Consider the following 22,205-nt stretch of genomic DNA (forward strand, 5'->3'; position numbering starts at 1 on the left):
CGTGAGCGGTCCACCTGGATCGGGCAAGTCCACGCTCGCCCACGCCCTTGCCGAGCGCGTCGGCATCCCGGCGATCATCCGCGACGAGATCAAACAAGGCATGGTCGCAGCCACCGTGCCTCGCGACGGTGACTTCGACGACCTCGACATTCCCGTCCTCCACGTGTTCTTCGATGTGCTGACCGTGCTGGCCCGTGGTGGTGTCAGCGCGGTCGCCGAAGCGGCGTTCCAGGACAAGCTCTGGCGTCCTGCTCTCATCGGTTTGGCCGAGCTCGCGCAGATCCGCATCATCCACTGCACCGCGCCACAGCACGTGCTCTACGACCGGATCACCTACCGTGTCGAGCACGATCCGCATCGGCGCGCACACAACGACACCGGCCTCATCGCCGAGATCGCCACCGGCACCCGCTCCGCCGACTCGTTCGTGCCGGTGAAAATGGATGTCGAGCAGATGACCGTCGACACCACCGACGGATACAACCCAGGCTTGGACGCTATCGCGCGATTTGTCACTACGCCCGGTCGATGACCTGATCCGCTGATCACCGGCCTGTGATCAGCGGTGGGTGCCGGGCGTCACGTGGAAGGACAGGCAAAGCCTGGCCCGGCCGACCTACGACCGGGACCGACCTTCCTCGATTGCGCTGGTCCCCAACTCAATTGGGGCGTCGATCACGCTACCCGCCCGCGTGACCAGCGCAAACAACCTTGTGCGGGCGTGTCGGGTCTACTGGTCGCCGGTGAGGCGATCCATCTCGTCGGCGCCGTCGTTGCAGCACGGCCCGCAGAACAGGCGCAGCTCCTGGGGTGTGGATGGGTCGGGAATGTTGTACCGGGCACGGTCACCGTTCGCGCCGGGCCGCAGACTCCACCCGCACTCCGTGCAGGCGAGCGTGGTGTTGTCTGGTTCGAGCCATTCCGGCGGCGCGGTGGATTTCTTCACCGCCATCCCGTCGGTCACCGGCTGGTAGTAGGCGAAGACCTGCCCGTTTCCGGGCGTTGGTGCAGTGCTCACGCGATCCTCCTTCGGCTGTACGCCGCCGCCGCGTCGGTCCGGTGTGGCCGGGCGGGGTGACGCTGAAAGTGCAGGCTACACAGGGGGTTCGAGGCTCTAGAGTCGAGAAACTAGAGGTCACCGTGCCGAAATTGGGTTGCGCGCGCTGGCTCGCCGACTCAGCATCGAACCCATGACCACCGCCGAGCACTTGATCGTGCGCCCGCTCGGGCCAGGTGACGAGCCAGCCTTTCTCGAACTCCGGTCGGCGATCACACAGGACGGCACTGTCTTCGCCAAGGACTACCGGCCAGGTATGGCCTGGTCGGAGTACCTTCTCGTCCAGGACAATGCGCGTGCAGGGGAGGGCTTGGCCGAAGGCGCGGTGCCGTATACGTTCCTCGTCGCTGACCTCGGTGGCGGCGTGCTGGTGGGCAGCAGCGATATCCGCCACCGGCTTACCGAGCAACTGGCCCGGTGGGGCGGGCACGTCGGCTATATCGTCGCTCCCCGCTACCGCAGACTCGGGCACGGGACAGAAATACTTCGCCAAACACTAAGACTGGCAACAGATCTCGGCATCAATCCGGCACTTCTGACCTGTCGTATCGACAACGTTGGTTCGCGCGGGGTCATTCAGGCGTGTGGTGGCACTGTGTGCGCCGAAAGTGACGATGGCATCTGTTCCTACTGGATCTGACCCGACGCCGTACAGTCCGCGCGGCTAGGTGACCGGTTCGTCAGTCGCGACGGCACCGACCAGCCGGGCCAGCCGCGCTCCCGCGTCCGGGCGCCCGAGCTCCCGTGCGGCCTTGCCCAGCCGGGCACGGGCGTCCGGATCTGCCAGCAGCCCGGTGACAGCCGCGCCGAGACTGTGCCCGGTCACGGTGCCCGAGACCGTGATTGCGGCACCGGCCTGCTCGAGCAGTCGCGCTGCTTTCGCCTGCTCCCCACCTGCCGACGATGCCAGCGGTACCAGGACCGCGGGCTTACCCAGTGCGGTCAGCTCAGCGATCGTGCCCGCACCGGCGCGGCACACCACGACATCAGCCAGCGCCAACGCGTCGGCCATCCCGGCTCCGTCGACGAAGTCGGTGACGAAGTAGCGCCCAGCCAGATCGCCGGGCAACCCCGTCGCGGTGCTCTGCAACGCCGGAAAATCGGCGGCACCGGCCTGGTGAATCATGTTGGCCTGTCCCAGCAGCGACTCCAGTGCCTCGGCGACGGCAGTGTTGATCTGCCGAGCGCCTTGGGCGCCCCCGGTCACCAGGACCGTCGGCAGCTCGCGGTCGAACTCGTTCCCGAACCGCTCGAGCGCCGCCTGGCCGCTGCCGGCGAGCACGGACTCGCGGACTGGGTTGCCGGTGACCACCACGCCGGCTGCGGCCCGAGGCCCCAGTGCCGCGACTGTCGCCTCCGAGGTCACCGCCACCTTTGTCGCGGCCCGCGCGAGCACCCTGTTGGCTAGGCCCAACCCGACGGTCTGTTCATGCACCACCAGCGGAATCCGCAGCACGCGAGCGGCCACCCCGACCGGGACAGCGACATAGCCGCCGGTGGTCAGCACGACGTCGGGGGCGAATGCGCGCAATCGGCGCACGGCTTGGGCCACCCCCGATCGGTACCCGCGCCATGTCGGTGGCGTTGGCGCGGGTGAGCATCCGCAGCGGGTTGCGGTCCCGGCGCAGTTTCCCCACGGCCACTGCGCTGAAGTCGATGTTGTCGTCGGCCGCGGTCCGCTGCTCGAGCGAGTCCGCCTGACCGAGCCACAGCACATGCGCTGGGTCGGATCCGGCTCGTAATTCGCGCGCCACAGCGAGCGCGGGGAACACGTGCCCTCCGGTACCACCACCTGCGATCGCTACCCGCAACGTTGCCGCCTTCCCACGATCGACCGAGACAGTGCGATCAAGTCTGCCACCGTCCGATGCCCCTCCCGCGGTGTCACAGAGTTCTTCGCGGTTGCCGTGGCCAAGCAGTGAGCGGTCCGGGCTTCTCATCGTGGTTCGAACCTCGAACGGCGGATCGCCGTGGTGGCGGCGCTTGCGCTTGCGACGGGGTCTGGCGATCAGCGGCCTGATCTCGACGGCCTGCCTACTCTCCTACATGATCACCGTGGTCGCCGGGGGTGCGCGAGTCGGTTGGTGTCGCGCGGCCCGGCTTGGTCCCGCTGGACAGGCGGTTCACCGCTGGGTGTTGGCCCGACCGGCGTCGCGTTTGCCGATCGGACACGTTGTTGCGTGTGGCCGCCCGTGTCGGGCCGCGGTACCAGAACAACGCCATGTGCTCGCAGGTGTGCGCTGGTTCGGTGTCGGCGTAGTCCTCGCCGGTGCGCTCGGCGATCAACTGCCAGAACGACTTCGCGCCGGGCATGTGACGGTTGGTGAGCCAGGTGTAGCCGGGGATCTGTTTGCGGATATGGGCCAGCACGCCGGTGGCGACGCTCTGCCCCTGCAAACCTGGGTTCACGTCGATGTTGCCGACAAAAGCGCGGCGGCATGGATGGCAGATCAAGTAGTTGATTTTCCCGGCTGGCCAGTCGCCCAGGTCGCGGTGGTACAGGGTGATCGAGCGAATGTCGGTGGCTGCGCCCTCGGTGATCAGCGGGCCGTAAGGCTGATACCTGATGGCACGCTGGGTCTTCCATCGGTGGTAGACCCGCCGCGGGTTCAGCGTCCGCAGGAACGGGTGGGGTGGACGCGGGCGAAGGTATCCCGCATAGGGTCCGCAGTCTGATCGTCGGCGTCGGCGGGATCGTCGGTGGATCGTGCACCATAGTCTGTGGCCCCCTTCGGCATTGCGCTGATTGTGCCGTCGACCACCGACAGGTTCTGCTTATCCGCACGTTCTCGGAAGGGATTTGCTCGTGCCCAAGTTGCATCACCTGGCCCTTACGATCGACCTCGACAAGTCGGCACCGTTCTACGCCGCGGTCTTGCCCCTGCTGGGCTACGCGCTCGAATACTGCGGTGACAGGCTGCAGGTCTGGAAGGGCTCGGCGTTGTCACCGGAGGTTTTGCTCTACGCGGTCGAAGGCGAGGACAGCCGCCCCCACACTCACGGTCGTCCCGGGTTGCAGCATCTCGCAGTCGAGGTCGAGGACCGCGGCATTGTCGAGCAGGTCCACCAGGTGGTCGTGGCCGGCGGGTTTCCCGTTGTTCACGAACCCCGGGAATATTCGGACTATTCGAAGGGATATTGGGCGGTGTTCGTGACCGACTTCGACGGCAATCGGTGGGAAGTCGCGCACATCCCGTCGCTCACGGATTGATCATCGGGGCACGCCCACGCGACATAGCAAACCGCCGCGGCATCGGGCAGGTTTCACCGAACGCGTGTAGGCCTCTGGTCTACAATCGGAGAGGATTTCAACCTGCTTCGGCTGGATCCAACGCGGTTCGACCGCACTTCGCTTCACCTTCGCGGGCGTTCGCGCCCGCCCTTCATTGCCCAGGACTTCGCGCCGGGTTCATTCGCGTCAAACAGGGCTTGCAATTTCGCAGGCTCTATTGGCCGATCAATGGACTGACTCCCATCGAGGACGTGGTCCCACTGTCTATGCGACCAACCAGCTGTGAAGGAACACGCGATGACCTCTGAATCGACTACCGACCAATTCCTCGATCACGCGACGGCAGCGCGCCTGGTCGGCCGACATCCGGCCAACGTCGGCACCGACATCCTCGGCGTCAGCCCTGACGAGAACGGTCGGTACTCGCGCCACAAACTGATCGCAGCGAGAGGCCGGCGCCGCAACATCATGAAGGCGCGAAACCGTCGCTTGGCCCGCCAGATCGGCAACGCCGACTACAGCTGGTATTACGCCGAGAAGCGGCGGGAGGAGTTCCGGCACGCTCAGATCCTCACCGAGCGCATCACCACGGACTGTGTCCGGGTGGTCCAGGGCGGCCGCGAGGGCGCGATCTGGCGTGTCGACCTCCCGAAAGGGTTCACCTGGGGGCTGACATGGGATCCCGCCGCTAACCCGTTCACCGCGCCGATGTTCTCCCATGGCACGACATGGCAGGAGGCGCTGCAGCCGTGGGTCGACCACTGCGCCTCCATTGACAGACGATGAGCGGTCAGCAGATTCATTCCCGCGCCAGCGAGAGCGGTGGGGGACATGTCGTTGTCGCTGGTAGCGGCCCGCGTGAAGGGAATCTGCTGTCCGTCTGAATTCCACCGAGACGCGCCGATGTGGGCCCCATGGTCGCATTGGATGTTCGGCACTGGCCGCCGCCGCGGCCGACCCACAGTGCCCGCCCGCTGCACTCCTCGGCTGAGCCGGCCAGTTCGAGCGCCCTGCGACGATAGGGTGGGTCGAATTGGCTAGGGAGGCAACGAACATGCACACGCCCCGACGCGCCGAGCTGGCGCATGCGTTGTTGTTCGGCGCACTGGCCGACGGTGGCGTTCGTGGTGCCGTACATGCTGCGCAATCCGGTTCAATGACCGTTGCTGTGCTGATCGCGGTGGTGCCAATAGCGTTCTTCTTCGTGGCGAGGAGGGCACGCGAACTGCGTGGTCCAGTGACAGTTCCGGCCGCGGTTGAGCCCCGCTGGTAGGCCGGGTCCGGCGGTGCTGGTGGACTACGACCCGCACTGGCCGGTGCGCGCCGGGCGGCTGCTCGTAGAGGTGCGGGCCGCGCTGGCCGGGCTCGATCCCGACGGGGTGTTGGTGGCCGAGCATATCGGTTCGACCGCGGTGCCGGATCTGGTGGCGAAGCCGATTGTTGATCTGCAGGTGCAGTTGCCGGTGCTGGCACCGCTGACCGTCCTGTCCGAGGTGCTGGCGCCGACGGGGTTCGTGTCGGCGTTCGGTGCCAGGCCGGACTCACCTGGTGTGCACCACGATATTCCGCGGCCCGGCATGCCCGCGGAGCCAAGCTTGTACGACAAGCGGCTGTTCCATTCACCGTCAGAAGCGGCGATTCTGCACATCCGCCGGCTGGATTCCCCGTTCGCCGAATGGGTGCTGCTGTTGCGGGACTGGTTGTGTGCGCACCCGGCTGAGGCCGCCCGCTACGGGGCCCACAAGCGCATCCTCGCGGAGCGATTTGGCGGTGATGTCGACTACGACGACTACACCCGCGCCAAGACCCTGTTCTTCGACGAGATCGAGCCGGACGTCCGTCGCTGGTCACGCGGCCTGGCGTGATCGCTCACCGCGGCGGTGGTGAGCCCGGCGTCCAGGCGCCCAGCAGTGCCGCGCGTTCGGCCAGCAGTCCCCGCAGCGCGGCGACGTCGGCGCCGAAGTCAGGGGCGCGGGTCATCTGCTGATCGTGGTGGCGCCGGATCAGCCCGACCCGGTCGAGGTGGTAGCCGGGGCTCACGGCGTCAGCGGCCAGGAGCAGACCCTGGTCCTCGGAGACTTCGAGCCCCATCCATCCTCCCAGCGCGATCACCAGTTCCCGGCGAAGAGTGAGGGTTGAGGGGTGAATCCGTTGGGCGCGCGGGTCGGCGCTCCAGCTGGCAGCGAGTGACCTGCGCTCGCTACGGCCCGGGGGCGGCTCCTGGTCGTAGGCGTGGTGGCTGCCATCGGGGTGCAGGTCCAACAGTGGGCAGGTCGTCCACCCGACATCGGGGTGGACGGTGAGGATCTCGATCGCGGCGGCGAGGGAGTCGCTGACGAGCATGTCATCGACGTCGAGGGTGCGAATCAGGGCGCCATGGGCGCGTGCCAGCGCGGTGGTGCGAGCGACACCCGGCCCGCCGCGGCGCCGTGAGAAGCCGATCGACACTCGGGGGTCGTCCCGGACGACGTCGGGCAGGCTGGTCAGGTCGTCGGCGTCGCCGTGGATGACCCACTGCCATTGCCACATCGGGGGAAGTTGCTGGTCCACCAGGGAGCGGTAGGCGGCCGCGAGGTGTTGCGGATCCGGCCGGTGCGCGGCGGTGACGACGGAAATCGTCTGGTGCGCGGCGCTGACAGCGATGCCGTTCATCGGCCGCTCGCGCTGGTCGTTGTGCCGCAGCTGTGGATCTGGCTGCTGCCTGGAGGAGGTCGGTCGTCGGTGCCCAAGGTCGTGAGTGTCGACGGGCCACAGGAACAGTCCGAGACCTGGCTGATTCTGGTTCCGAGTTCGTCCTCGACGGCTGCTTCGTGCATCCGATGAAGTACCCGAACGAGTCCCGCAGGTCCCACAGACCGGCGGGACTGGTCCCACAGCGCTTGGTAGTGCCGCCGCGCGCCTGCGATCGGGTCGAGAGTGGTCTCGCTCAAGCCCTGTACCTCTCTCTCTGGTGCGCGGTGAACCCCTGATTGTGCGAGCCGACGTCACCGGCCCACGACGACTAGTTACTGGGCCGCTGCTTGTGCAAGTACAGCTCGACGAGGGGCCTCAGCAGTGCCAGCTCCTGCTCGAGTTCCTTGATGCGACCGATCAAATCGATATCGGAGCGGCTGACGAGGTCGGACAACCGTTCGATCTCGACGTCCTTTTCGGCCAAGGTCTCAAGCAGCGGCGCGGTGGCCTCAGATCGCACGGCATCGATGTCGATAGGCTCGGCGGCGAGAGCTTCAGTAGGCATTGGCGCGGCGGTGACGTTTTCGACATCGCGCAGCCCCGGTGTGGTGACGGGGCTGTCGGCGCGAACAGCATTCCGGTACTTGCGCTTGGGCTTGTCGACGGATTTGGTGCGTTTGGCGGGCGCTTCGACCACTCTGGCAGCCTCACCCCAATTGCGGACGGTGGAGGGCGATGGGCCACCACCAACATGGTTGGCGAACTGTGCCGCGGTGGCTGAGATTGCCGCGTTCGCGCTGTCGGCGCCCTGGAGGTGTTGCTGTAGAGCTTCCAGGACAGTGACTTTGAACTGTTGGTCGTATCGGGGGGCGGAGGTGCCTTTGGGGGCCATAGGGATTCTCTCCTTCAGAGTTCAGCGGTACCGGTAAATGTAGAGTGCCAGGACCAGACTCTGGCAGGCTGTCGTCGAAATCCGGTGCGATCAGCTAGGCCCATGTGGGCCGCTGGGACAGCAGCGTCGGGAATTCGGTGGGCAGCACGCAAAATTCGTTGCGCCAGGGGTCTTGGAGGACCCAGAATTCGAATCCGCGCTCGCGCTGGTGGTCGTAGCGAACGGCTCCGAGTGCTTCGAGTCTGCGGACTTCGGCGTCGAGGTCGTCGGTTTCGATATCGAGGTGCATGCGGGATTTGGCCGATTTGCAGTCCGTGGTCGCCTGCAGCAGCAGCCGGACCTCGGTGTCGGGCAGCCGTAGTCGACGGTAGATACGTTGGCTGTTGTCGCTGATCGTCTCCTCGGTGGCGGCGAGGGCTTGGCACCAGAACGTGGTGGCGCGGTCGAGGTCGTCGACGTCGATCACGATGTGGCACAGGCGGCTGCGGTGGGTCACGGCATCCAACGTATGCGGCGGCCAGGGCGGTCGCCGAGGTTGATCAGTTGGTAGGCAGTCTGGGGGGTGGTCACGGCACCCGTTGACGTGCGGATGTTGTAGACCCACAGGTCGGCGAGGTCATCATCTTTGCCCCACCACCGTCGAGCCGATTCCACGGTAGCGGGTTCGGGGGCGAGGTCGGCGCCGCCTGTCCAGGTGGGCATGCGGGGGTCGTTGCGGCCGGCCGGGATCACGCGCTGGCCCTCGCTGAACAGTGGTTGTTCGCCTCGGTCGTCGGGGAACTCGGGCAGCGGCGGTAGTGGGGTGACCAGGGTGGGATCGACGGTGAGGGGCTGATTAGCCACGATCAGTCGCAGCGCTCGCCACAGGCCGGTGGTACAGGATTCGCACAGCCACGCTTTCGCACTCGAGAACTTCCCGCCCGATGCCCGGAACATCCGTACGTCGTCGAGACTTCCACACCGCTCGCACCACTTGCGCCGGTCTTGCGGTGCCGGAACTGCTGCCGGGCTGTCGTCCATATCGACTGTGCTCCAGGTTGTTTCGGCCGTGGTCTTGATTTGGCTACCTGATCACCGTAATCGACACCGTCGCCCACCTCATCGAGTGCAACGGCTCGTGATGACTGCGAGCAACTCGATATCGAGCTCACGCTGCTGCATCTGCTCGGTCCCCGCCGCCTTGTGCGGCAAGGGAATTGCCACTATTCGCTGCAAACCTCCCACCAGAATTCCCATCCGCCCATGAAGGTCATACCCTGCCTGCATGGCAGCAGGCATGACCATCATCGGCTACGCGATTCTCAACGGGCGCCTGATCGAGGCGGAGGTCCTCGACGAGCTGCGACAGCTAGGCGATTCAGCAGACGGGTTGTACGGCGCGCTCTTTGTCTACGAGCACGACGACAACGGCACGACGAAGAAGTTCACGTTCTTCACCGCGGACGCAGCATATGCTGAGATGCTGACCAAGGAGGCCGGACGCGTGGAGCTGGATCCGGAGATGCTGCGTACTAAATTCCCTGCGTACCAGCCTGATTGGGTCATCACCACCGGCAGTTGAGTCACAGTCCCAGCTCGCGGGCATGAACCACTCGCGCCGTTGATCGGTGTCCGAGCGCGGCTTTCAGCAACACTGCGAAACCGAAGAACAGATGGCTTAGCCCTGCGATCGACACCATGCAGGCGTAGGTGTGGTACGCCTTGTCGCCAGGGTCCTTGGTCAGATCCACGAGCGCGTCTCGACGAGTTCCGAAATGGATTGTCCCGCCATAGTTGTAGGTCAGGATCAACTCCTCGGGACGGATTCCTCGAAAGCTCACCGGGTCGTTCTCGGTCGCGTTCGTCACTTTGCGGCACACCAGCGTATTCAGGGTGTGGTTCATCAAATCAGCACGGGCTTGCGACCACTGTGTGAGAACCACGCGCACATTCTCTTGCTGATCGGAGGGCAGCTTCGCGAGCGATTGGAACAGTCGCCCTTTGATCTTGTCGAACGATGCCTCTTCCTGGCCCGATTGCAGCTGACGAAACGACACTGAGGCGGCCACGAACGCCTCCTTGTTCGGCAAGTTCGCCTCGACGGTCCAATCTTGACCGTCTCGCATCCGCACGATCAGCTGGTCGTCGTGGGCAATCGCGGAAAACCCTGCCAACTCCTCACACGTCTGGATGAAGTGCTCCATCAGCCGCCGGTCATCCGCTGAAATCGTCATGGCCGGAAACGCGGCGGGATCTGGCAACTCGAACAGGTAGGTCAGCTTCTCCCAATGGTGAGTAATCGCCTTACCGCTATCAGTCGAGTGCTCCACCAACGGTGCAGGAAACCGAAGTGGCACAGGATGCACCGTCGACTCGAGGGGTACAAAGTCGAATAGCGCCGTTCCCCGCAACCAATCTTGCCGAATTCCAGTGCACTTCACCGCCAGTGTGATCGGCCCCGATTCGAACGTCATGATGTTGCCTACCTCGGGGACAACACCTTCGTCATCTACCGCTGGCCGTGTGACGGTCGTCGTCGATCGAGCGTTCTTGCGCGCCGCCGCGGCCATCGACCGCCGCTGCTTGCGATTCGGGGTGCTCATCGGTCTCCCTCGTTGCCCGGCTGTCTTTCGTGCCGACTATTCACCGCGAACAGCGGTTACGAACATTCTGTCGCCGGGAACGCCGATCGACCCGAATGTGGTTGTCGCGCCGGATCGCTGTGCTCAGGGGGTTGGTTGCCAGTGGAGTTCGAGGTGTTTGTGTCCACGCAGGCGTTCGAGCCAGGTGGGCTTGACGATGATGTGGATGTCGGAAGTGAGGACGGCGTCGCGATGCGTGCGCAGAGCTTGGTCGATCGCGCCTTTGGTGGCCTCGTCGCCGTCCATGTCGCTGTGGGCGACTGTTCTACCGGTGTCGCGCAGATGCGAGCCTTCGGCGTCGACCTGGGCGAGCCCGAGGGCCACTTCGGCTGCCTGCTGGTGCGACAGGTTGTCAGGATGCAGGAGGGGCTGCCCGAAGGTGTTCAGGGCGAATTGATTCCCCACCTGATAGGCGCGGTGGGTGAGGACGAGAGTGAAGACGTTGCTCATGGCTGTTGATTCCGTTCGCCGGTGTTGGGTCGGGTGGGTGCGCGGGATCGGTGTTGCGACTGGGCACGACTGGGCTACTGCTCCCCGAAGGGGCTGTCGAGCAGTAACTGCCAGCCGTCGGTGTCGGGTTCGGGTCGCCCGGCTGCGGCCCACTGGGCGTGTTGTTCGCCCCATTTCCACGGCTTGTCGAAGTAGTCGATGACGTCGGTGGTGGTGGTGAGCCAGTCGGCGGCGGTGAGGATGTGGGCGAAGCCGACGAGGGTGCTGTGGTCGGCGTACCAGGTGGTGGGGGCTTCTAGTACTGCGGTCAGGGGGATCTCCAAGGTGTGGTTGGGGTTCTTCGTGCGCCCGCGGCGAAGCGGGCTGAGCTGTCCACCCCAGACGAGGTCGGCGGGGTAGAGGCTCTCGCCGGTGCGGCCAGAGCCGCGGCCGACGGATTCGATGCCCCAGCGGTTGAGGGTGTCGCGGGCGGTGCGGGCGTTCTTCACGCCGAGGACGATGGCCGCTTCGGTGGCAGTGAGCAGCGACTTGGCGAGGAAGTGGTCGCAGTCGGTGATGCCGCGCTCGCGCAAAGTGTTTCGGGCTTCGGTGTGGTCGAAGTGTGCGGCGCTCATGTAGCAACAGTACTGCATTATGCAGTACTGCACAATGCAGTATTTGTGGATGGTCGGCGGTGGGTGCGATGACGCGCCGTAGTCAGCGGGTCGGGGGCGCCGCCGTGGAGTGGTCGAGGAAGAAGACCTGGTTGGCGCGAATGGTGTCGCCGTCGACGTCGATGAGTCCGTTGGTGCGTAGCTTGGACAGGTAGGTGCCGAACGTTCCGCCGGTGGGTTCGAGTTCGGCGTGGGCGGCCAGTTCGGCGCGGGTGATGGTTTCGGGCCAGCGGTCGATAACGACGTTGAGCATGGTGCGTGCACCGGCACGCAGGACCGATTCCCATTGTGTGCGGATCTCGGCGCTGGTCATGGGGGTGCTGGTGGCGGCTTTCCCGACGTGGGCGAGGCCGCGGTCGTTGAGGCACACCAGTTTTCCGTAGAGATCGATGAGCCCAGCTCGGCGCAAGGTGGAGAAGTAGGTGTTGAAAGTGCCGCCGCTGGCCTTGAGCCCTGCCAAGCTCGCCAGCTGGGCGCGGGTGATCTGGAGCGGGTACTGGCGGGCCAGCACGTCGAGCATCTTGCGCGCGCCGGCCTTCAACGCACCGGTCTCGGTCCGATCCTCGACCACGATGGCCGCGGGCTGGTGACCGTTGCCGACTGCGTCCGGTGCGGGAGTGGGCGCAACGGGTGAGGTGATGGGCGATGCGGTGGGCAGTGTCTGGGGTGTGACCGAGGTCAGGGTGCTGCGGATCATCGTGGTGAGGGCTTCGAGCTGGTCGGCGGTCTCGGCCAGCAGTGCGCGGTCGGCGTCGCCGAGGACGGGGACCTCGATGCGCTCGACGCGGGGTGGGCGCGCCCGTAGGTCGTCGAGTTTGTTCTGCAGGTGCCGGATTCGCTGCTGCAACTGTGGGCTGGCGGCGGTGTCGGGTGCGGTGGGGGCGCCCAGATGGTCGCGTACTCGGTCGAGATCGGCGGCGTCGACAGGGGCGAATGAGGTGGGCTGGATCTGGACTCGACCTTGCTTCGGTGTCGCCGAGGAGTCGAAGGTGTGGCGGCGCCGGACTTGGATGTTGGTCAGGATGTCGAGCCAGCCTGGTGACCACACCCAGGCGGTGCCGACGGGCAGGGAGGGCAGGCTGGCTTTTACCTGGTTCGCTTGCTCGGGCTCGGCGTGCACGCGCACCCATTCGTCGATCGCGCCGATGTCGTGGGTGCCGGTCATACGTAACGCGATCAGCATTTCGGCCTGGGACAAAATGTCCTTGTGCAGCGTGGCGGCGCGCTGGGTGATGCTGGTTGTGCCGATCCCTTTGGCGCGGCCGCGGCGCTGGATGTCGTCGTAGGCGCCGAGCAGCCGGGCTTGGCCGGCGGTCGCACGTTGTGGGGCGAACAGGTCGGCTTCGTCGATGATGATGTGCAGCGGTTCGCGATTGCGACGAAACAGGTGTTCGAAATATTCGGTCACCCAGTGCCGCTGCTGGGTTTTCGAGAACCGCGACAGGTCCACAACGAGTGGAAGAGGTTTCTCGACGATCAGGTCAGCGACAGCGATACCGGAATCGGGCGGCAGGTCGAGGTCTGCGTGGTCACCGCCGAGGATGGTGACCGGCAACCCGGGTCCGTCGCCGTCGGCGGCTGATCGCAGTCCCCACCACACCCCGAGGGGGTCGATCACGCATACCGGCAAGCCAGCACCGATCATCTCCTCGGCCAGCACCGACGCGGCGTAGGTTTTCCCCGCACCGCGTTTGGCCAGCACGACCAGCGTTTCGGTCACCATTTCCGGTGGCAAGGAGAAGTTCTCCGCGATCTGCAAAGCCACGTTCCGCACCTCCTCAACCGGCCCGACGTGTTGGGGATCAACGCAGCCCAGCTCGACGCGATCTCCCGCACATACCCGTCCATTGTCGCACAAATACGCAGGTAGAACGCTATTTATTTCAGCAACCCACAGCCTGTGTGCCTAGCGCGCGGCTTGCCGCGTCCAATGCCGTCCCGCAATTTTCATGTCTCCAGCCTGACTGGTGTAGCAGGCGCAGCAGCAGGCGTCAGCGGTCACGGCGCAGGCGCGCGACACCGATGACGACTGTTGAAGTAGGCGCAGAGCTGTCTGGCCGGCGTCCGCGGAAATCGTTCGCAGTCGGTGTTCGGCACCGAGCCCGCGCGTCCCCGGCTATCGACTTCCGCGCCAAGTCCAGTCGTCGTGCTGCAGGGTTCGGACGGAACGGGGTTGGTGTCGGACCTGCCCCGTAGTCTCTGGCTGCTGTGTTGACCACGAGGTTGAAAGAGGGCGCGCGCTGTGACGGATTACCTGGAGTTTGACACGGCTGTCGATTGGCCCGCTCGCATAGATGGCGACGGGGTCCTTGCCGAGGCAGTCGTTGCGGCGTATGGGAAGCAGCAGGATTTCAGTGGTTGTAGCTGGATCGGCGGTCGGAACCCGGTCGACGTTCGCTGGTCCGACATCACTGTCGATTGCAAACGAGCCTTTCTGAAAGAGACATGGGGGCCGACCGGGATTAAGGTGCCGAGTCTCGGGTTCATGGGCGCGGGTCGTGATGTGGAGGCACGCGTTGAGTATGTGACGCATTACGCGCTGGTGTACTTCCATGGGTATTCCCGATTTGACATCGCCGCGGACGGTGTCGTGACGGCCACGACGCAAAAGCCCACGATCTATTTGGTCCCGGCCGATGGCATCAACGCACACTTTCGTCCGGAGTTTCTGAAGGACGGTTCGCGAGAGGGCAAGGGCAAGAACCTATTCGTGTCGCTCGACCATGTCGACAGGTGGCGAGTGTTCGGGCCTGTAGTCGGCTCTGTGCGTATCGCAGGCGGATCGGATCAAGTGCAGGCGGATACATCTAGCCGATTGGACGACGAGACCATTTCGAGCTGATGTAGCGCGTCAGCGACGCGGTCGCGGGCTTGTTCTCTTAGCTCGCCCGCCGCGAGTGATTCGTCAGGTCGGCTGTTCGCCGCTGAACAATTTACGCGCTTGTGAGTCGATGTCGGCGTCGCGTTCTTCGTTCTGTTCGGTCATTCGAACCAGAATGTTGTTTTCCGGGCCGTTACGGTCGTACAGCAGCGACTCTACAAGCGCGAGCTTGACCCGCTCACGTGCTTCGAATCGATCGAATTCGCCGACGGTTTCCCGATGCTTCTCACACCACGCGTCGAGGTCCTCCATAATGCGGTGGTCATCCCAATGTGGTAGCAACGACGAACTCCTTCTGGTGCGGGCCGCATCAACCCTACCGTTAGGTCTTTAGTGGTTTGCGACACGCCTTTGCAGCGATGCCCGGCGACGAACTTCTCATTGGTGGACTTCCAATGTGGACCGGGTGCAGCAACGTGGTGGCCGAGGATTCGGTCTGGGCAATTGGCAGGTGGCTCTGGACGTTTCAGCGCTCAGCTACTACTTCTTGAAGTGCAGTCGATATGGCTGCCCGCAGCGGGTCGTGCCTGGATCCGAGTCGGTGTTCGGGTGCCTCGCGGTCAAGTCCGTAGAGCGCGACCGGGCCTATTCGTAGGTGGTCGGGTTCCCACTGGTAGCGGGCGTGGATGTGGCCGTGTAGGTGTTGCCACTGGTTGCCTTGGACTTCGTAGTTGATGCGGAGAAAGTCTGGGTCTGTGGCTCGGCATGCGCGCTCGACTGCTTCGCCGAGGAGCACCAGGTCTTGTATGAAGGTGAGGCGGTCGGCCCGCGGTAGTTCGGTGAGCTGGTCAGCGTTTCCGTCGTGCATGAGTATGCAGTACCCGGGCAGGTGCTGGGTGCTGCCCATGACTGCCCAGCCGCTGCGCATCCGGCCGATCACGGTTGGGTTGGTGCCCCGCCGCGCGGCGCCGATCGGATCCTCGAGGTAGTCGATCGACTCGCTGTTTGACTCGATTTCTGGCATACCGGCTTCCCCGTTCCTGGTGTCGCGCGAGCCCAACGCCGTGCCGTGGCTTGAACTTTGGCAGAATTTCGAAGCCATGCTGATCGTCGAGCGCTCGACGATCAGCATGGCTCGATCAGCTCGATCAGCTCGATCAGCTCGATCAGCTCGCCTGTGCGACTTCTGAGGCGATGGTCTTCGCTGCTTCGGCGGGGTCATCTGCGCCGGTGATTGCCCGGCCAAGGACGAGAATGCTTGCGCCACTGCGAATCGCTTCGGTCGGTGTTGCGACGCGCTGTTGGTCGTGGACTGCGCCACCGGCCGGGCGGATTCCGGGAACGACGGTCAGGATCTCGGGTGCCGTGGCGCGGATGACGGACAGGTCGCTGGCCGCGCAGACGACGCCACCGCAGTTTGCTGCGACAGCGGCGGCCAGTCGCTCGTTGAGCAGTTCCGGTGATGCGTCGGGCGCGCTGGTCAGCACGGTGACCGCGAGCACGGTCGGCGCTGCAAACCCGGCGTTGCTCGCGCCTTCGCTCAGTCCCTTCACTGCAGCTTCGAGCATGGCAGTTCCGCCGCCTGCGTGCACGGTCAGGAATTGGACGCCGAGGGCCCCGAGAACGGTGCTGGCTCCGTAGACGGTGTTGGGGATGTCGTGCAGTTTGACGTCGAGGAAGACGTCCATGCCGATGTCCTGGATGGCGCGCACGGCGTCGCGTCCGGCCGCGCTGAATAGTTGGAGTCCGACTTTGGCGACGCCGATGTCGGGTTGCACAGCTTTGGCGATGGACACCGCGGTGTCCAGATCGCTGGTGTCCAGGGCGATAGCCAGCCGGTTTCTGACCGCGGTGGTGGAGGTGGACATCGGGGTCTCCTTCTATTCGTTGTCGAGCGGTGCTTCGTATGTGTCGAAGGTGATGACGCCGCCTTGAGCGGGTCGAACGTTGATGACGGCTTCGAGCGGTTCGCCTGTGGCGCCGTAGGTTCCGTGGATGTGTTCGATGACGATGTTGTTCGCGTCGATGCCGAACAGTTCCTGCTCGGAGGTGGTGGCGTGTCGGGCTCGGATCTCGTTGGCGGTTCGCGTCACGGTGTGCCCGGCGTCTTCGATGAGGGCGACGACCTGAATGCGGTCGGCGGTTTCGAGTTCGGGAGCGGCTGCGGCGATCGCTTCCGGGAAGAACAGGATCGTGTCCTCGGTCGCGACGTCGTCGATGAAGGTGCGGCTGTTGCGGCGCATAACCCGTGCGCCTTCTTTGACGCCGAGCAGGTGCGCGATCTGCAGTGGGGCGGGTGCCCATTCGCGGCTGACGGTGTCCTTGCGGACGTTGCCGCTGACGTCACCGGCGAAGACCAGTCCGCGCGCGGCGCGGGCACGGGCATAGCGACCGTTCATCGGCCACCGAGTGCCGCGCAGTTCGGGCGGGGTGGGGACCGCTCGTAGCCCGGGCCGAGCGATCACCAAGCCTTCGGCGACCAGTTGTTGCACAGCTCGTCCGGCGGTCTTCATGTTGACGTCGAAGCGTTCAGCGACCTCGCCGTTGCCTGGAAGTGGCGCGGCGTCGTAGTCGCCGGCGAGCACTTCGGCTCGCAGCGTGTCTGCGATCGAGAGGTATTCGGGCTTTTTGGGCATAGCAAAGACGCTACCGGATTGCTAGTGGATATCCGCAAGCCCCCCACCACCTAGTACCTATCCACCTGGTGGACAACCCCTAGATTGGTGGGTACCGTGTGAGATCCAGGTAGCCCGTGCACAGCTTCCGAGCACCGCACATCGAGGCAACGACATGCGCGTTCACCCGCGCGGTTCGCTTTGTCCCGGGCTGTCTCAGGGTGGGAGGAGAGCCGAATGCGCACACTGCCAAGGATCATCAGGCCGCAGAGTCCCGCGAAGATGTCGACCCTCGACCGACGAGTGTTGGTGACCGGCGGGAGCGGGTTCATCGGCTCGGCAGTGGTCGACCTGCTGAGCGAGGTCGGTGCGGAGGTAATGTCAGTCGACCTCGTAGGGCCGCCACCAGGGCGCCGGTCGCCGCCGCGCATGGAGTTGTGCGATGTCCGCTCGGGGCGATTCGTTGATCTCATTCGAGACTTCGCCCCGCACATCGTCATTCACCTCGCAGCCCAGGTACTGGTCTCGGCGGCTATCCGCCACCCTGAAACCGACGCCGAGGTCAACGTGTGCGGCACGATCGCCGTCGCCGAGGCCGCAGCGGAAGCCGGTGTCGAGCTGCTGGTCTTCGCAGCGTCGTCGGCGATCTACGGTGCGACAACCGATCTTCCGGTCTCCGAGGAACACCGGCCGGTGCCGACCAATCCGTACGGCATGAGCAAGGCCGCCGCGCTCAGCTACGTCGAGTGGTTCTCGGACCAGGACAGATTGCCATCAACATCGCTGATTCTGGGAAATGTCTACGGGCCTGGCCAAGCTCCAGACCGGGCAGGAGTGATCAGCCGCTTCCTCGCCGATACCGCCGCCAGTCAGCCATCTGTATTGCACGGCAACGGATTCCCGACCAGAGACTTCGTCCACGTGCAGGATGTCGCCGCAGCAGTCGTACACGCGTGCGTGTCCGCGCCGGCGGGCCGGGTGAACATCGGCAGCGGCATCGAGACCAGTGTGGCCGAAATTCACTCGATGGTTCGCGATGTCACCGAACGCGAGGCGGCACCGAGTTCGGTGAGTTCGGTTCCAGGCGGCATCGAGCGGATGTGCCTGCGGATCGACAAGGCCGCAGCAGTTTTGGACTGGGCGCCTCGGATCGGCTTGGCCGAGGGAATAGCTGGACTGGCCCGATCAGCGATGGGAGCAGACGCATGAGCAGTAGCACCTGGCGCACGTTCGGTATCGACCTGGGAACGGTCACGGTTGCCCTCGAAACCGACCACGTCGACTTGGTCCGGTATTTGCGCGAGTTCTATCAGGTCACCGGCGGTGGCCCAGCCGAGTACCCGGCGGCCTGGACGATTCGCGCCAGGTCACGGACGCCGGAGCCGGACATGGCGTTGACACCGTGGAAGGTCGGCTACCGGGCCGACCCAGCGGGCCGGGTATTGACGATCCACTCGACAAACGAACGCGACCTGGCGATCACGACCCGTAAGGCGATCCGGGAGCTGCTGCTCGACTATTGCGAGGCCCGCCGCTACACCATGCTGCACGCGTCGGCGGTCGCCGACGACAACAGGGTGATCCTCGTGATCGGCGACAAGGGCAGCGGCAAAACCACCCTGGCGCTCAATGCCGCGCTGACACGGGGATACCAGTACCTGTCCAACGATCATCTGATCCTCTACCGCGGCACCGACGGTCTGGTCATCACGTCGCTACCCACGCCGATCCCGATCAAGATCGGCACCTATCTCGACTACGAGGATCGACTCGGTGAGCCATGGGAGAACGAGGGAGTCGACATCGACGCTTTCCGCAAGATGCCTCGGCTCGCACGGTACGGGCGCGACCGCAGGCTGCTGTTCACCTTCGCGCGCCTCGGACAGCCCAACCCGGTGCACACCGCTTTGGGGCAACGCGACGTCACCGTGGTGCTCGCTGGCTACGGGCCCAATGGTGACGTGAGTGTTCCAGCGCACGTGGGAGATCCGGCAGCGGCGCTGTGGCCGCATGTCCGGTTCGACTGGGTTTTCGATCCGGACCTCAACACCCGCTATCTTCCCCGCCGTGAACGGAGTCGCGACGACTACGCCCACGACTCCCGGGGTCTGTTGACTGACCTCGCAGCCTGCTCGCGGATCGTGCAGTGGCGCCATCGCGGCCAGCTGGGCCCGTTGTTGGACTGGCTCGCCGACGAGTCCGATTCGGGGGTGACGGCATGGACCCGATCGTGAGCGTGATCGTGCCGACGCTCGACCGGCCCGCCGAGGTGGGGCAGGCGTTGGCGAGCATCGCCGCCCAACGCGGAGTCGACCTGCACGAAATCGAAGTCATCGTGGTCAACGATGGAGGCTCCCCGGTCGAGGACGTGGTGCAGGATGCCCGCGACCGGGGATTGGCGACCCAGTTGATCAGCCATCCCCATCGCCGTGGCCTTCCGTGCGCCCGCAACACCGGCATCGAGCGCGCGCGCGGAAGCTATGTCGCGTTTCTCGACGACGACGACCTCTTCCTGCCCGACCACCTCTCTACCGCCCTGGCCGCCCTGGAATCGGGAATCGACGCGGTCGCCACCACGTGCCTGGTCGCCGAACATCGAATCCACCCGAGCACCGCGATCGGGCCCATACTTGCGGCCACGACCCCGTGGGATGCTGCGTTCGACCCGGTGTTGTTGGAGGCGTGCAACCTGTTTCCCGTCCATGCCGCGGTCCTGCGGTCGCCCCGCGCCGGGACGGCCCGCTTCGATCCAGGGTTGCCCGCGATCGAGGACTGGGATTTCTGGCTGCGGTTGACCCGCGAGCACGGCTACCGCATCGCGCGATGCGCAGCGCCGACGGTGATCTACCACCGGCTCCCTGCGACGGGCAGCATGATCGGCGCGGTAGCCGACAACGCCGCCGCGATGGCGCGCTTCGGCGCGCTGGTCCGCCGGATGTGGAACCGATGGCCGACCAGCACAGACAGATCCCACCGATTCCGGCTCTACACCTCCATCATGTACTGGCAGGTGCTCGGCCAGCTCACTGCCGGTGGACTGCTGAACCCGCACTACTACCAGCAGTCGATCCATGCGCTCGCCCATGCCTGGCGCGAACCCGACGCCGAGACCGATCTGATCGAGCGATTGACCGACATCATCACAGCGACCGGGGAGGATGCCGATGAGCGGCGCACCGCTTGATCTCGATACCGCCACTGCAAAACTCACCGAGGAACTCGGCGCGGATGTCACGGCCGGTCGCGTTCTGCGCGCCACCGACAAATCCCTGCTGGTCGTCGGCGACTATCATGGCCGAGCGGCCGTCATCAAGGTGTGCCTGACCGATGAGACGTTCTGGCACAACAAATTCGGCCACGAGATCGGCATCTACCGGGCGTTCGAGATATTTCCGCCCCCGACGCGGGTACCGGAACTGATCCACGCCGCGAACGGCCGGGTCATTGTCATCGAACACATCCCCGGCCGCGTCGTGGACACTGAGAGATACCCAATCGACCCGATCACCCCGGCGGTATTCGACGCGACCGTGAACACCCTGCTCGGATTCGGCGCATGGAACCCACCACCGGGAGCACTGTCGCCTGTGTTCGACTACCCGGATCGGGTCGAGCGCTACCACCGGATCGGGATCTTCGACGATGACGACCGAATCGCACTTCATCGACTGATCGCCGCCGTCGGACCCATCGACGCGGTCGCGCACGGCGACCCACTGCCGTCGAACCTGCTGATCACCGAAGACGGCAGCTGTGTCCCAGTCGATTTCGAGTTCACCGGGCTCTTCGCGGCAGGGTTCGACCTCGCAATGCTCCACACCCTGCTGGCAAGCACACCCGGCGCACAATCGAGCATCGAAGCGATCGTGGCCGAGACCGACATCGAGACACCGTTCTTGCTGAACCAGGCAATGGTGCTCTCGCGCGAACTACGTCTGCACACCGAGCTCGACGACGGCGAGTTCCGCACCTCCAGGCTGGCGTTGATCGAACCGCAATGGGAGGCGGTTCGCGCCAGCCTCCACGATCGGCGGTAGACGACGATGCACATCGCGATCGTCCACCGAGACCTGCACTCGATCGGGCGCGGGGGCATCTGCACTCTCTACCGTGCGCTGGCCCCTCTTCTACGCGACGCCGGTCACGAGGTCACTCTGATCACCCAACACACGCCACATCCATTGTTCGAGACCGGTATTCGCATTGTGACGTTGCCGCGCACCGAGGAGCTGACCGCCCACCGCCGGGCGGTGTCCGAGGCATTGGTGGCGCTGCGGCCGGATGTGGTGGAGTCCTCGTCCTGGGAAGCTGAAACTCTCGAATACCTGGGCCTTCCCGCTCAGGACAGGGCACCGGTCCTGATCCGCGGCGATCTGCCGGCCGCCACCATGCGCGCGTGGCCGCGCCTGATCACCACCGAGCACGAACTGCTACGCGTCGCCGACATCGTCGTGGCGGTCAGCGAATTCGCCGCCGCAGATCTCGCCGCCGCCTACGGCATTGCCCGACCGCGCGTGATCGCCAACGGCGTCGACCGGAAACGGTTCCGAGCCGGGCCGATCTGCCCACCTACCAGCGGAGAGCGGATCACTCTCGGGTCCGAGGGCCGCATCACTACCAGTCGTCGGCTGGACGACGAACTCACTGCGCCGCCACCCTGGACCGATCCGCCAGGTCGGCGACACCGATTGGTGTGGGTCGGCAAGACCACGCCGATGAAAGGCTGGGATCACCTCGAACGGCTCGCCCGCGAGCTCGCCGACTGCGCCCACATCACCGTTCTGCTCGGCCACGCCCCGGCGCTGACACCGATCACCCTGACCGGCACCGAAACTAACGTGACGATCCTGCGCGATCTGTCCGATGCCGACCTGCCCAGCTTCTACCGCGCTGCGGACTACCTGCTGTCGACCTCGAGGTGGGAAGGCTTCGGTCTGGCCATCGCCGAGGCGCTCGCTTGCGGCACACCAGTCCTGCTACCTGCTGACCTGGGCACCGCCCCGGAACTGCTCGCCGCCGGCGGCGGATACACCTATCGCACCGGACAAGACATTCGTGCTCGCCTCAACCAACTCGCGCAGCCCAGCGGCGTCCTCCCGGCCGCACTCGAATGGGGCAGGTCCGCATCGCAAACCCTCGCGACCTACCAGACGTTGCACTCACACCGGACAACGCAATCGAAAGCATGACC

Annotated in this window: 27 protein-coding genes and 1 pseudogene; 12 read left to right on the plus strand and 16 right to left on the minus strand. The window is 65.1% G+C overall.

Annotation, left to right across the window (positions count from 1 at the left end; genetic code table 11):
- The first annotated feature begins 1 nt into the window (after position 1).
- The gene (locus tag NS1_RS17550) at positions 2-532 is read left to right on the plus strand and encodes a P-loop nucleotide/nucleoside kinase family protein (protein WP_218019940.1); all 531 of its coding nucleotides are present in this window, start codon (positions 2-4) and stop codon (positions 530-532) included.
- Positions 533-730: 198 nt separating this feature from the next.
- On the opposite strand, the gene NS1_RS17555 is transcribed toward NS1_RS17550, so the two are convergent.
- Positions 731-1,018 carry a hypothetical protein gene (locus tag NS1_RS17555; RefSeq protein WP_062985982.1) on the minus strand — a complete coding sequence of 96 codons (288 nt, stop codon included), beginning with the start codon at positions 1,016-1,018 and terminating at the stop codon, positions 731-733.
- A gap of 172 nt (positions 1,019-1,190) precedes the next feature.
- Here NS1_RS17555 and NS1_RS17560 point away from each other — a divergent pair, with 172 nt between their 5' ends.
- Positions 1,191-1,697 carry a GNAT family N-acetyltransferase gene (locus NS1_RS17560; protein WP_062985984.1) on the plus strand — a complete coding sequence of 169 codons (507 nt, stop codon included), beginning with the start codon at positions 1,191-1,193 and terminating at the stop codon, positions 1,695-1,697.
- A 24-nt stretch (positions 1,698-1,721) separates the two neighbouring features.
- Here NS1_RS17560 and NS1_RS17565 read toward each other — a convergent pair whose 3' ends face one another.
- From NS1_RS17565 to NS1_RS17570, 3 genes and pseudogenes are all read right to left on the minus strand, one after another.
- Entirely contained in the window at positions 1,722-2,609 is an 888-nt protein-coding gene (locus tag NS1_RS17565; RefSeq protein WP_218019941.1) for a UDP-N-acetylglucosamine--N-acetylmuramyl-(pentapeptide) pyrophosphoryl-undecaprenol N-acetylglucosamine transferase, read from the minus strand.
- A gap of 115 nt (positions 2,610-2,724) precedes the next feature.
- A pseudogene (locus tag NS1_RS42430) lies at positions 2,725-2,997 on the minus strand (glycosyltransferase); the annotation flags it as partial.
- A gap of 94 nt (positions 2,998-3,091) precedes the next feature.
- The gene (locus NS1_RS17570; RefSeq protein ID WP_157125274.1) at positions 3,092-3,511 is read right to left on the minus strand and encodes a hypothetical protein; all 420 of its coding nucleotides are present in this window, start codon (positions 3,509-3,511) and stop codon (positions 3,092-3,094) included.
- A 352-nt stretch (positions 3,512-3,863) separates the two neighbouring features.
- On the opposite strand from NS1_RS17570, the gene NS1_RS17575 reads away from it, so the two are divergent.
- The 3 genes from NS1_RS17575 (at position 3,864) to NS1_RS17585 (ending at position 6,154) form a co-directional block, all read left to right on the plus strand.
- A complete protein-coding gene (locus tag NS1_RS17575; protein ID WP_169812794.1) occupies positions 3,864-4,268 on the plus strand; it encodes a VOC family protein in 405 nt (134 codons plus the stop codon).
- 318 nt (positions 4,269-4,586) lie between these two features.
- On the plus strand, positions 4,587-5,075 hold the full coding sequence (locus NS1_RS17580) for a hypothetical protein (protein ID WP_157125275.1): 489 nt from the start codon (positions 4,587-4,589) through the stop codon (positions 5,073-5,075).
- A gap of 500 nt (positions 5,076-5,575) precedes the next feature.
- Positions 5,576-6,154 (plus strand): GrpB family protein, encoded by a 579-nt coding sequence (locus NS1_RS17585; RefSeq protein ID WP_218019942.1) that lies wholly within the window; start codon positions 5,576-5,578, stop codon positions 6,152-6,154.
- 4 nt (positions 6,155-6,158) lie between these two features.
- Here the strand turns inward: NS1_RS17585 and NS1_RS17590 are convergent, their stop codons facing one another.
- The 4 genes from NS1_RS17590 to NS1_RS17610 form a co-directional block, all read right to left on the minus strand.
- Positions 6,159-6,941 (minus strand): glycosyltransferase family protein, encoded by a 783-nt coding sequence (locus NS1_RS17590; protein WP_062985994.1) that lies wholly within the window; start codon positions 6,939-6,941, stop codon positions 6,159-6,161.
- 349 nt (positions 6,942-7,290) lie between these two features.
- Positions 7,291-7,854, minus strand: a complete 564-nt coding sequence (locus NS1_RS17600; RefSeq protein WP_062985998.1) for a hypothetical protein — start codon at positions 7,852-7,854, stop codon at positions 7,291-7,293.
- 94 nt (positions 7,855-7,948) lie between these two features.
- Positions 7,949-8,350 carry a VOC family protein gene (locus tag NS1_RS17605; protein ID WP_062986000.1) on the minus strand — a complete coding sequence of 134 codons (402 nt, stop codon included), beginning with the start codon at positions 8,348-8,350 and terminating at the stop codon, positions 7,949-7,951.
- A complete protein-coding gene (locus NS1_RS17610; protein ID WP_157125276.1) occupies positions 8,347-8,697 on the minus strand; it encodes a hypothetical protein in 351 nt (116 codons plus the stop codon). Before NS1_RS17610 ends, NS1_RS17605 begins: the two co-directional genes overlap by 4 nt.
- A 421-nt stretch (positions 8,698-9,118) precedes the next feature.
- On the opposite strand from NS1_RS17610, the gene NS1_RS17615 reads away from it, so the two are divergent.
- Entirely contained in the window at positions 9,119-9,415 is a 297-nt protein-coding gene (locus NS1_RS17615) for a hypothetical protein (RefSeq protein WP_062986005.1), read from the plus strand.
- 1 nt (position 9,416) lies between these two features.
- Here the strand turns inward: NS1_RS17615 and NS1_RS17620 are convergent, their stop codons facing one another.
- The 4 genes from NS1_RS17620 to NS1_RS17635 all read right to left on the minus strand — a co-directional run bounded on the left by NS1_RS17620 (position 9,417) and on the right by NS1_RS17635 (position 13,343).
- On the minus strand, positions 9,417-10,436 hold the full coding sequence (locus NS1_RS17620) for a hypothetical protein (protein WP_062986007.1): 1,020 nt from the start codon (positions 10,434-10,436) through the stop codon (positions 9,417-9,419).
- A 123-nt stretch (positions 10,437-10,559) separates the two neighbouring features.
- Positions 10,560-10,925 (minus strand): hypothetical protein, encoded by a 366-nt coding sequence (locus tag NS1_RS17625; RefSeq protein WP_062986009.1) that lies wholly within the window; start codon positions 10,923-10,925, stop codon positions 10,560-10,562.
- A gap of 74 nt (positions 10,926-10,999) precedes the next feature.
- Positions 11,000-11,539 carry a hypothetical protein gene (locus NS1_RS17630; RefSeq protein ID WP_157125277.1) on the minus strand — a complete coding sequence of 180 codons (540 nt, stop codon included), beginning with the start codon at positions 11,537-11,539 and terminating at the stop codon, positions 11,000-11,002.
- A gap of 82 nt (positions 11,540-11,621) precedes the next feature.
- Positions 11,622-13,343 (minus strand): ATP-binding protein, encoded by a 1,722-nt coding sequence (locus NS1_RS17635; RefSeq protein WP_157125278.1) that lies wholly within the window; start codon positions 13,341-13,343, stop codon positions 11,622-11,624.
- 477 nt (positions 13,344-13,820) lie between these two features.
- Between NS1_RS17635 and NS1_RS17640 the strand changes: the two genes are divergently transcribed.
- Positions 13,821-14,420, plus strand: coding sequence for a hypothetical protein (locus NS1_RS17640; RefSeq protein ID WP_062986015.1), 600 nt, complete (start codon positions 13,821-13,823; stop codon positions 14,418-14,420).
- Between the two features lie 63 nt (positions 14,421-14,483).
- Here the strand turns inward: NS1_RS17640 and NS1_RS17645 are convergent, their stop codons facing one another.
- From NS1_RS17645 to NS1_RS17660, 4 genes are all read right to left on the minus strand, one after another.
- Positions 14,484-14,711 (minus strand): hypothetical protein, encoded by a 228-nt coding sequence (locus NS1_RS17645; protein ID WP_062986017.1) that lies wholly within the window; start codon positions 14,709-14,711, stop codon positions 14,484-14,486.
- Between the two features lie 214 nt (positions 14,712-14,925).
- Positions 14,926-15,423, minus strand: coding sequence for an HIT family protein (locus NS1_RS17650; protein ID WP_062986121.1), 498 nt, complete (start codon positions 15,421-15,423; stop codon positions 14,926-14,928).
- A 142-nt stretch (positions 15,424-15,565) separates the two neighbouring features.
- On the minus strand, positions 15,566-16,267 hold the full coding sequence (pyrF, locus tag NS1_RS17655; RefSeq protein WP_062986019.1) for an orotidine-5'-phosphate decarboxylase: 702 nt from the start codon (positions 16,265-16,267) through the stop codon (positions 15,566-15,568).
- A gap of 12 nt (positions 16,268-16,279) precedes the next feature.
- Positions 16,280-17,035: a UTRA domain-containing protein gene (locus NS1_RS17660; protein WP_062986021.1), complete on the minus strand. Its 756-nt coding sequence runs from the start codon at positions 17,033-17,035 to the stop codon at positions 16,280-16,282.
- A 216-nt stretch (positions 17,036-17,251) separates the two neighbouring features.
- Between NS1_RS17660 and NS1_RS17665 the strand changes: the two genes are divergently transcribed.
- Genes NS1_RS17665 through NS1_RS17685 form a run of 5 tightly spaced genes read left to right on the plus strand, consistent with a single transcriptional unit; the run spans position 17,252 to position 22,203 of the window.
- Complete coding sequence (locus tag NS1_RS17665) at positions 17,252-18,223, plus strand: NAD-dependent epimerase/dehydratase family protein (protein WP_084503804.1); 972 nt, start codon at positions 17,252-17,254, stop codon at positions 18,221-18,223.
- Positions 18,220-19,248: a phosphoenolpyruvate carboxykinase (ATP) gene (locus NS1_RS17670; protein ID WP_062986032.1), complete on the plus strand. Its 1,029-nt coding sequence runs from the start codon at positions 18,220-18,222 to the stop codon at positions 19,246-19,248. Before NS1_RS17665 ends, NS1_RS17670 begins: the two co-directional genes overlap by 4 nt.
- Entirely contained in the window at positions 19,233-20,198 is a 966-nt protein-coding gene (locus NS1_RS17675; protein ID WP_062986034.1) for a glycosyltransferase family 2 protein, read from the plus strand. The genes NS1_RS17670 and NS1_RS17675 overlap by 16 nt, the downstream gene beginning before the upstream one ends.
- Positions 20,179-21,051, plus strand: coding sequence for a phosphotransferase family protein (locus NS1_RS17680; RefSeq protein ID WP_062986036.1), 873 nt, complete (start codon positions 20,179-20,181; stop codon positions 21,049-21,051). The genes NS1_RS17675 and NS1_RS17680 overlap by 20 nt, the downstream gene beginning before the upstream one ends.
- Before the next feature lie 6 nt (positions 21,052-21,057).
- A complete protein-coding gene (locus NS1_RS17685) occupies positions 21,058-22,203 on the plus strand; it encodes a glycosyltransferase family 4 protein (protein WP_062986038.1) in 1,146 nt (381 codons plus the stop codon).
- Positions 22,204-22,205: the final 2 nt, after the last annotated feature.

Source organism: Nocardia salmonicida NBRC 13393 (assembly GCF_001613085.1).
GTDB lineage: Bacteria > Actinomycetota > Actinomycetes > Mycobacteriales > Mycobacteriaceae > Nocardia > Nocardia salmonicida.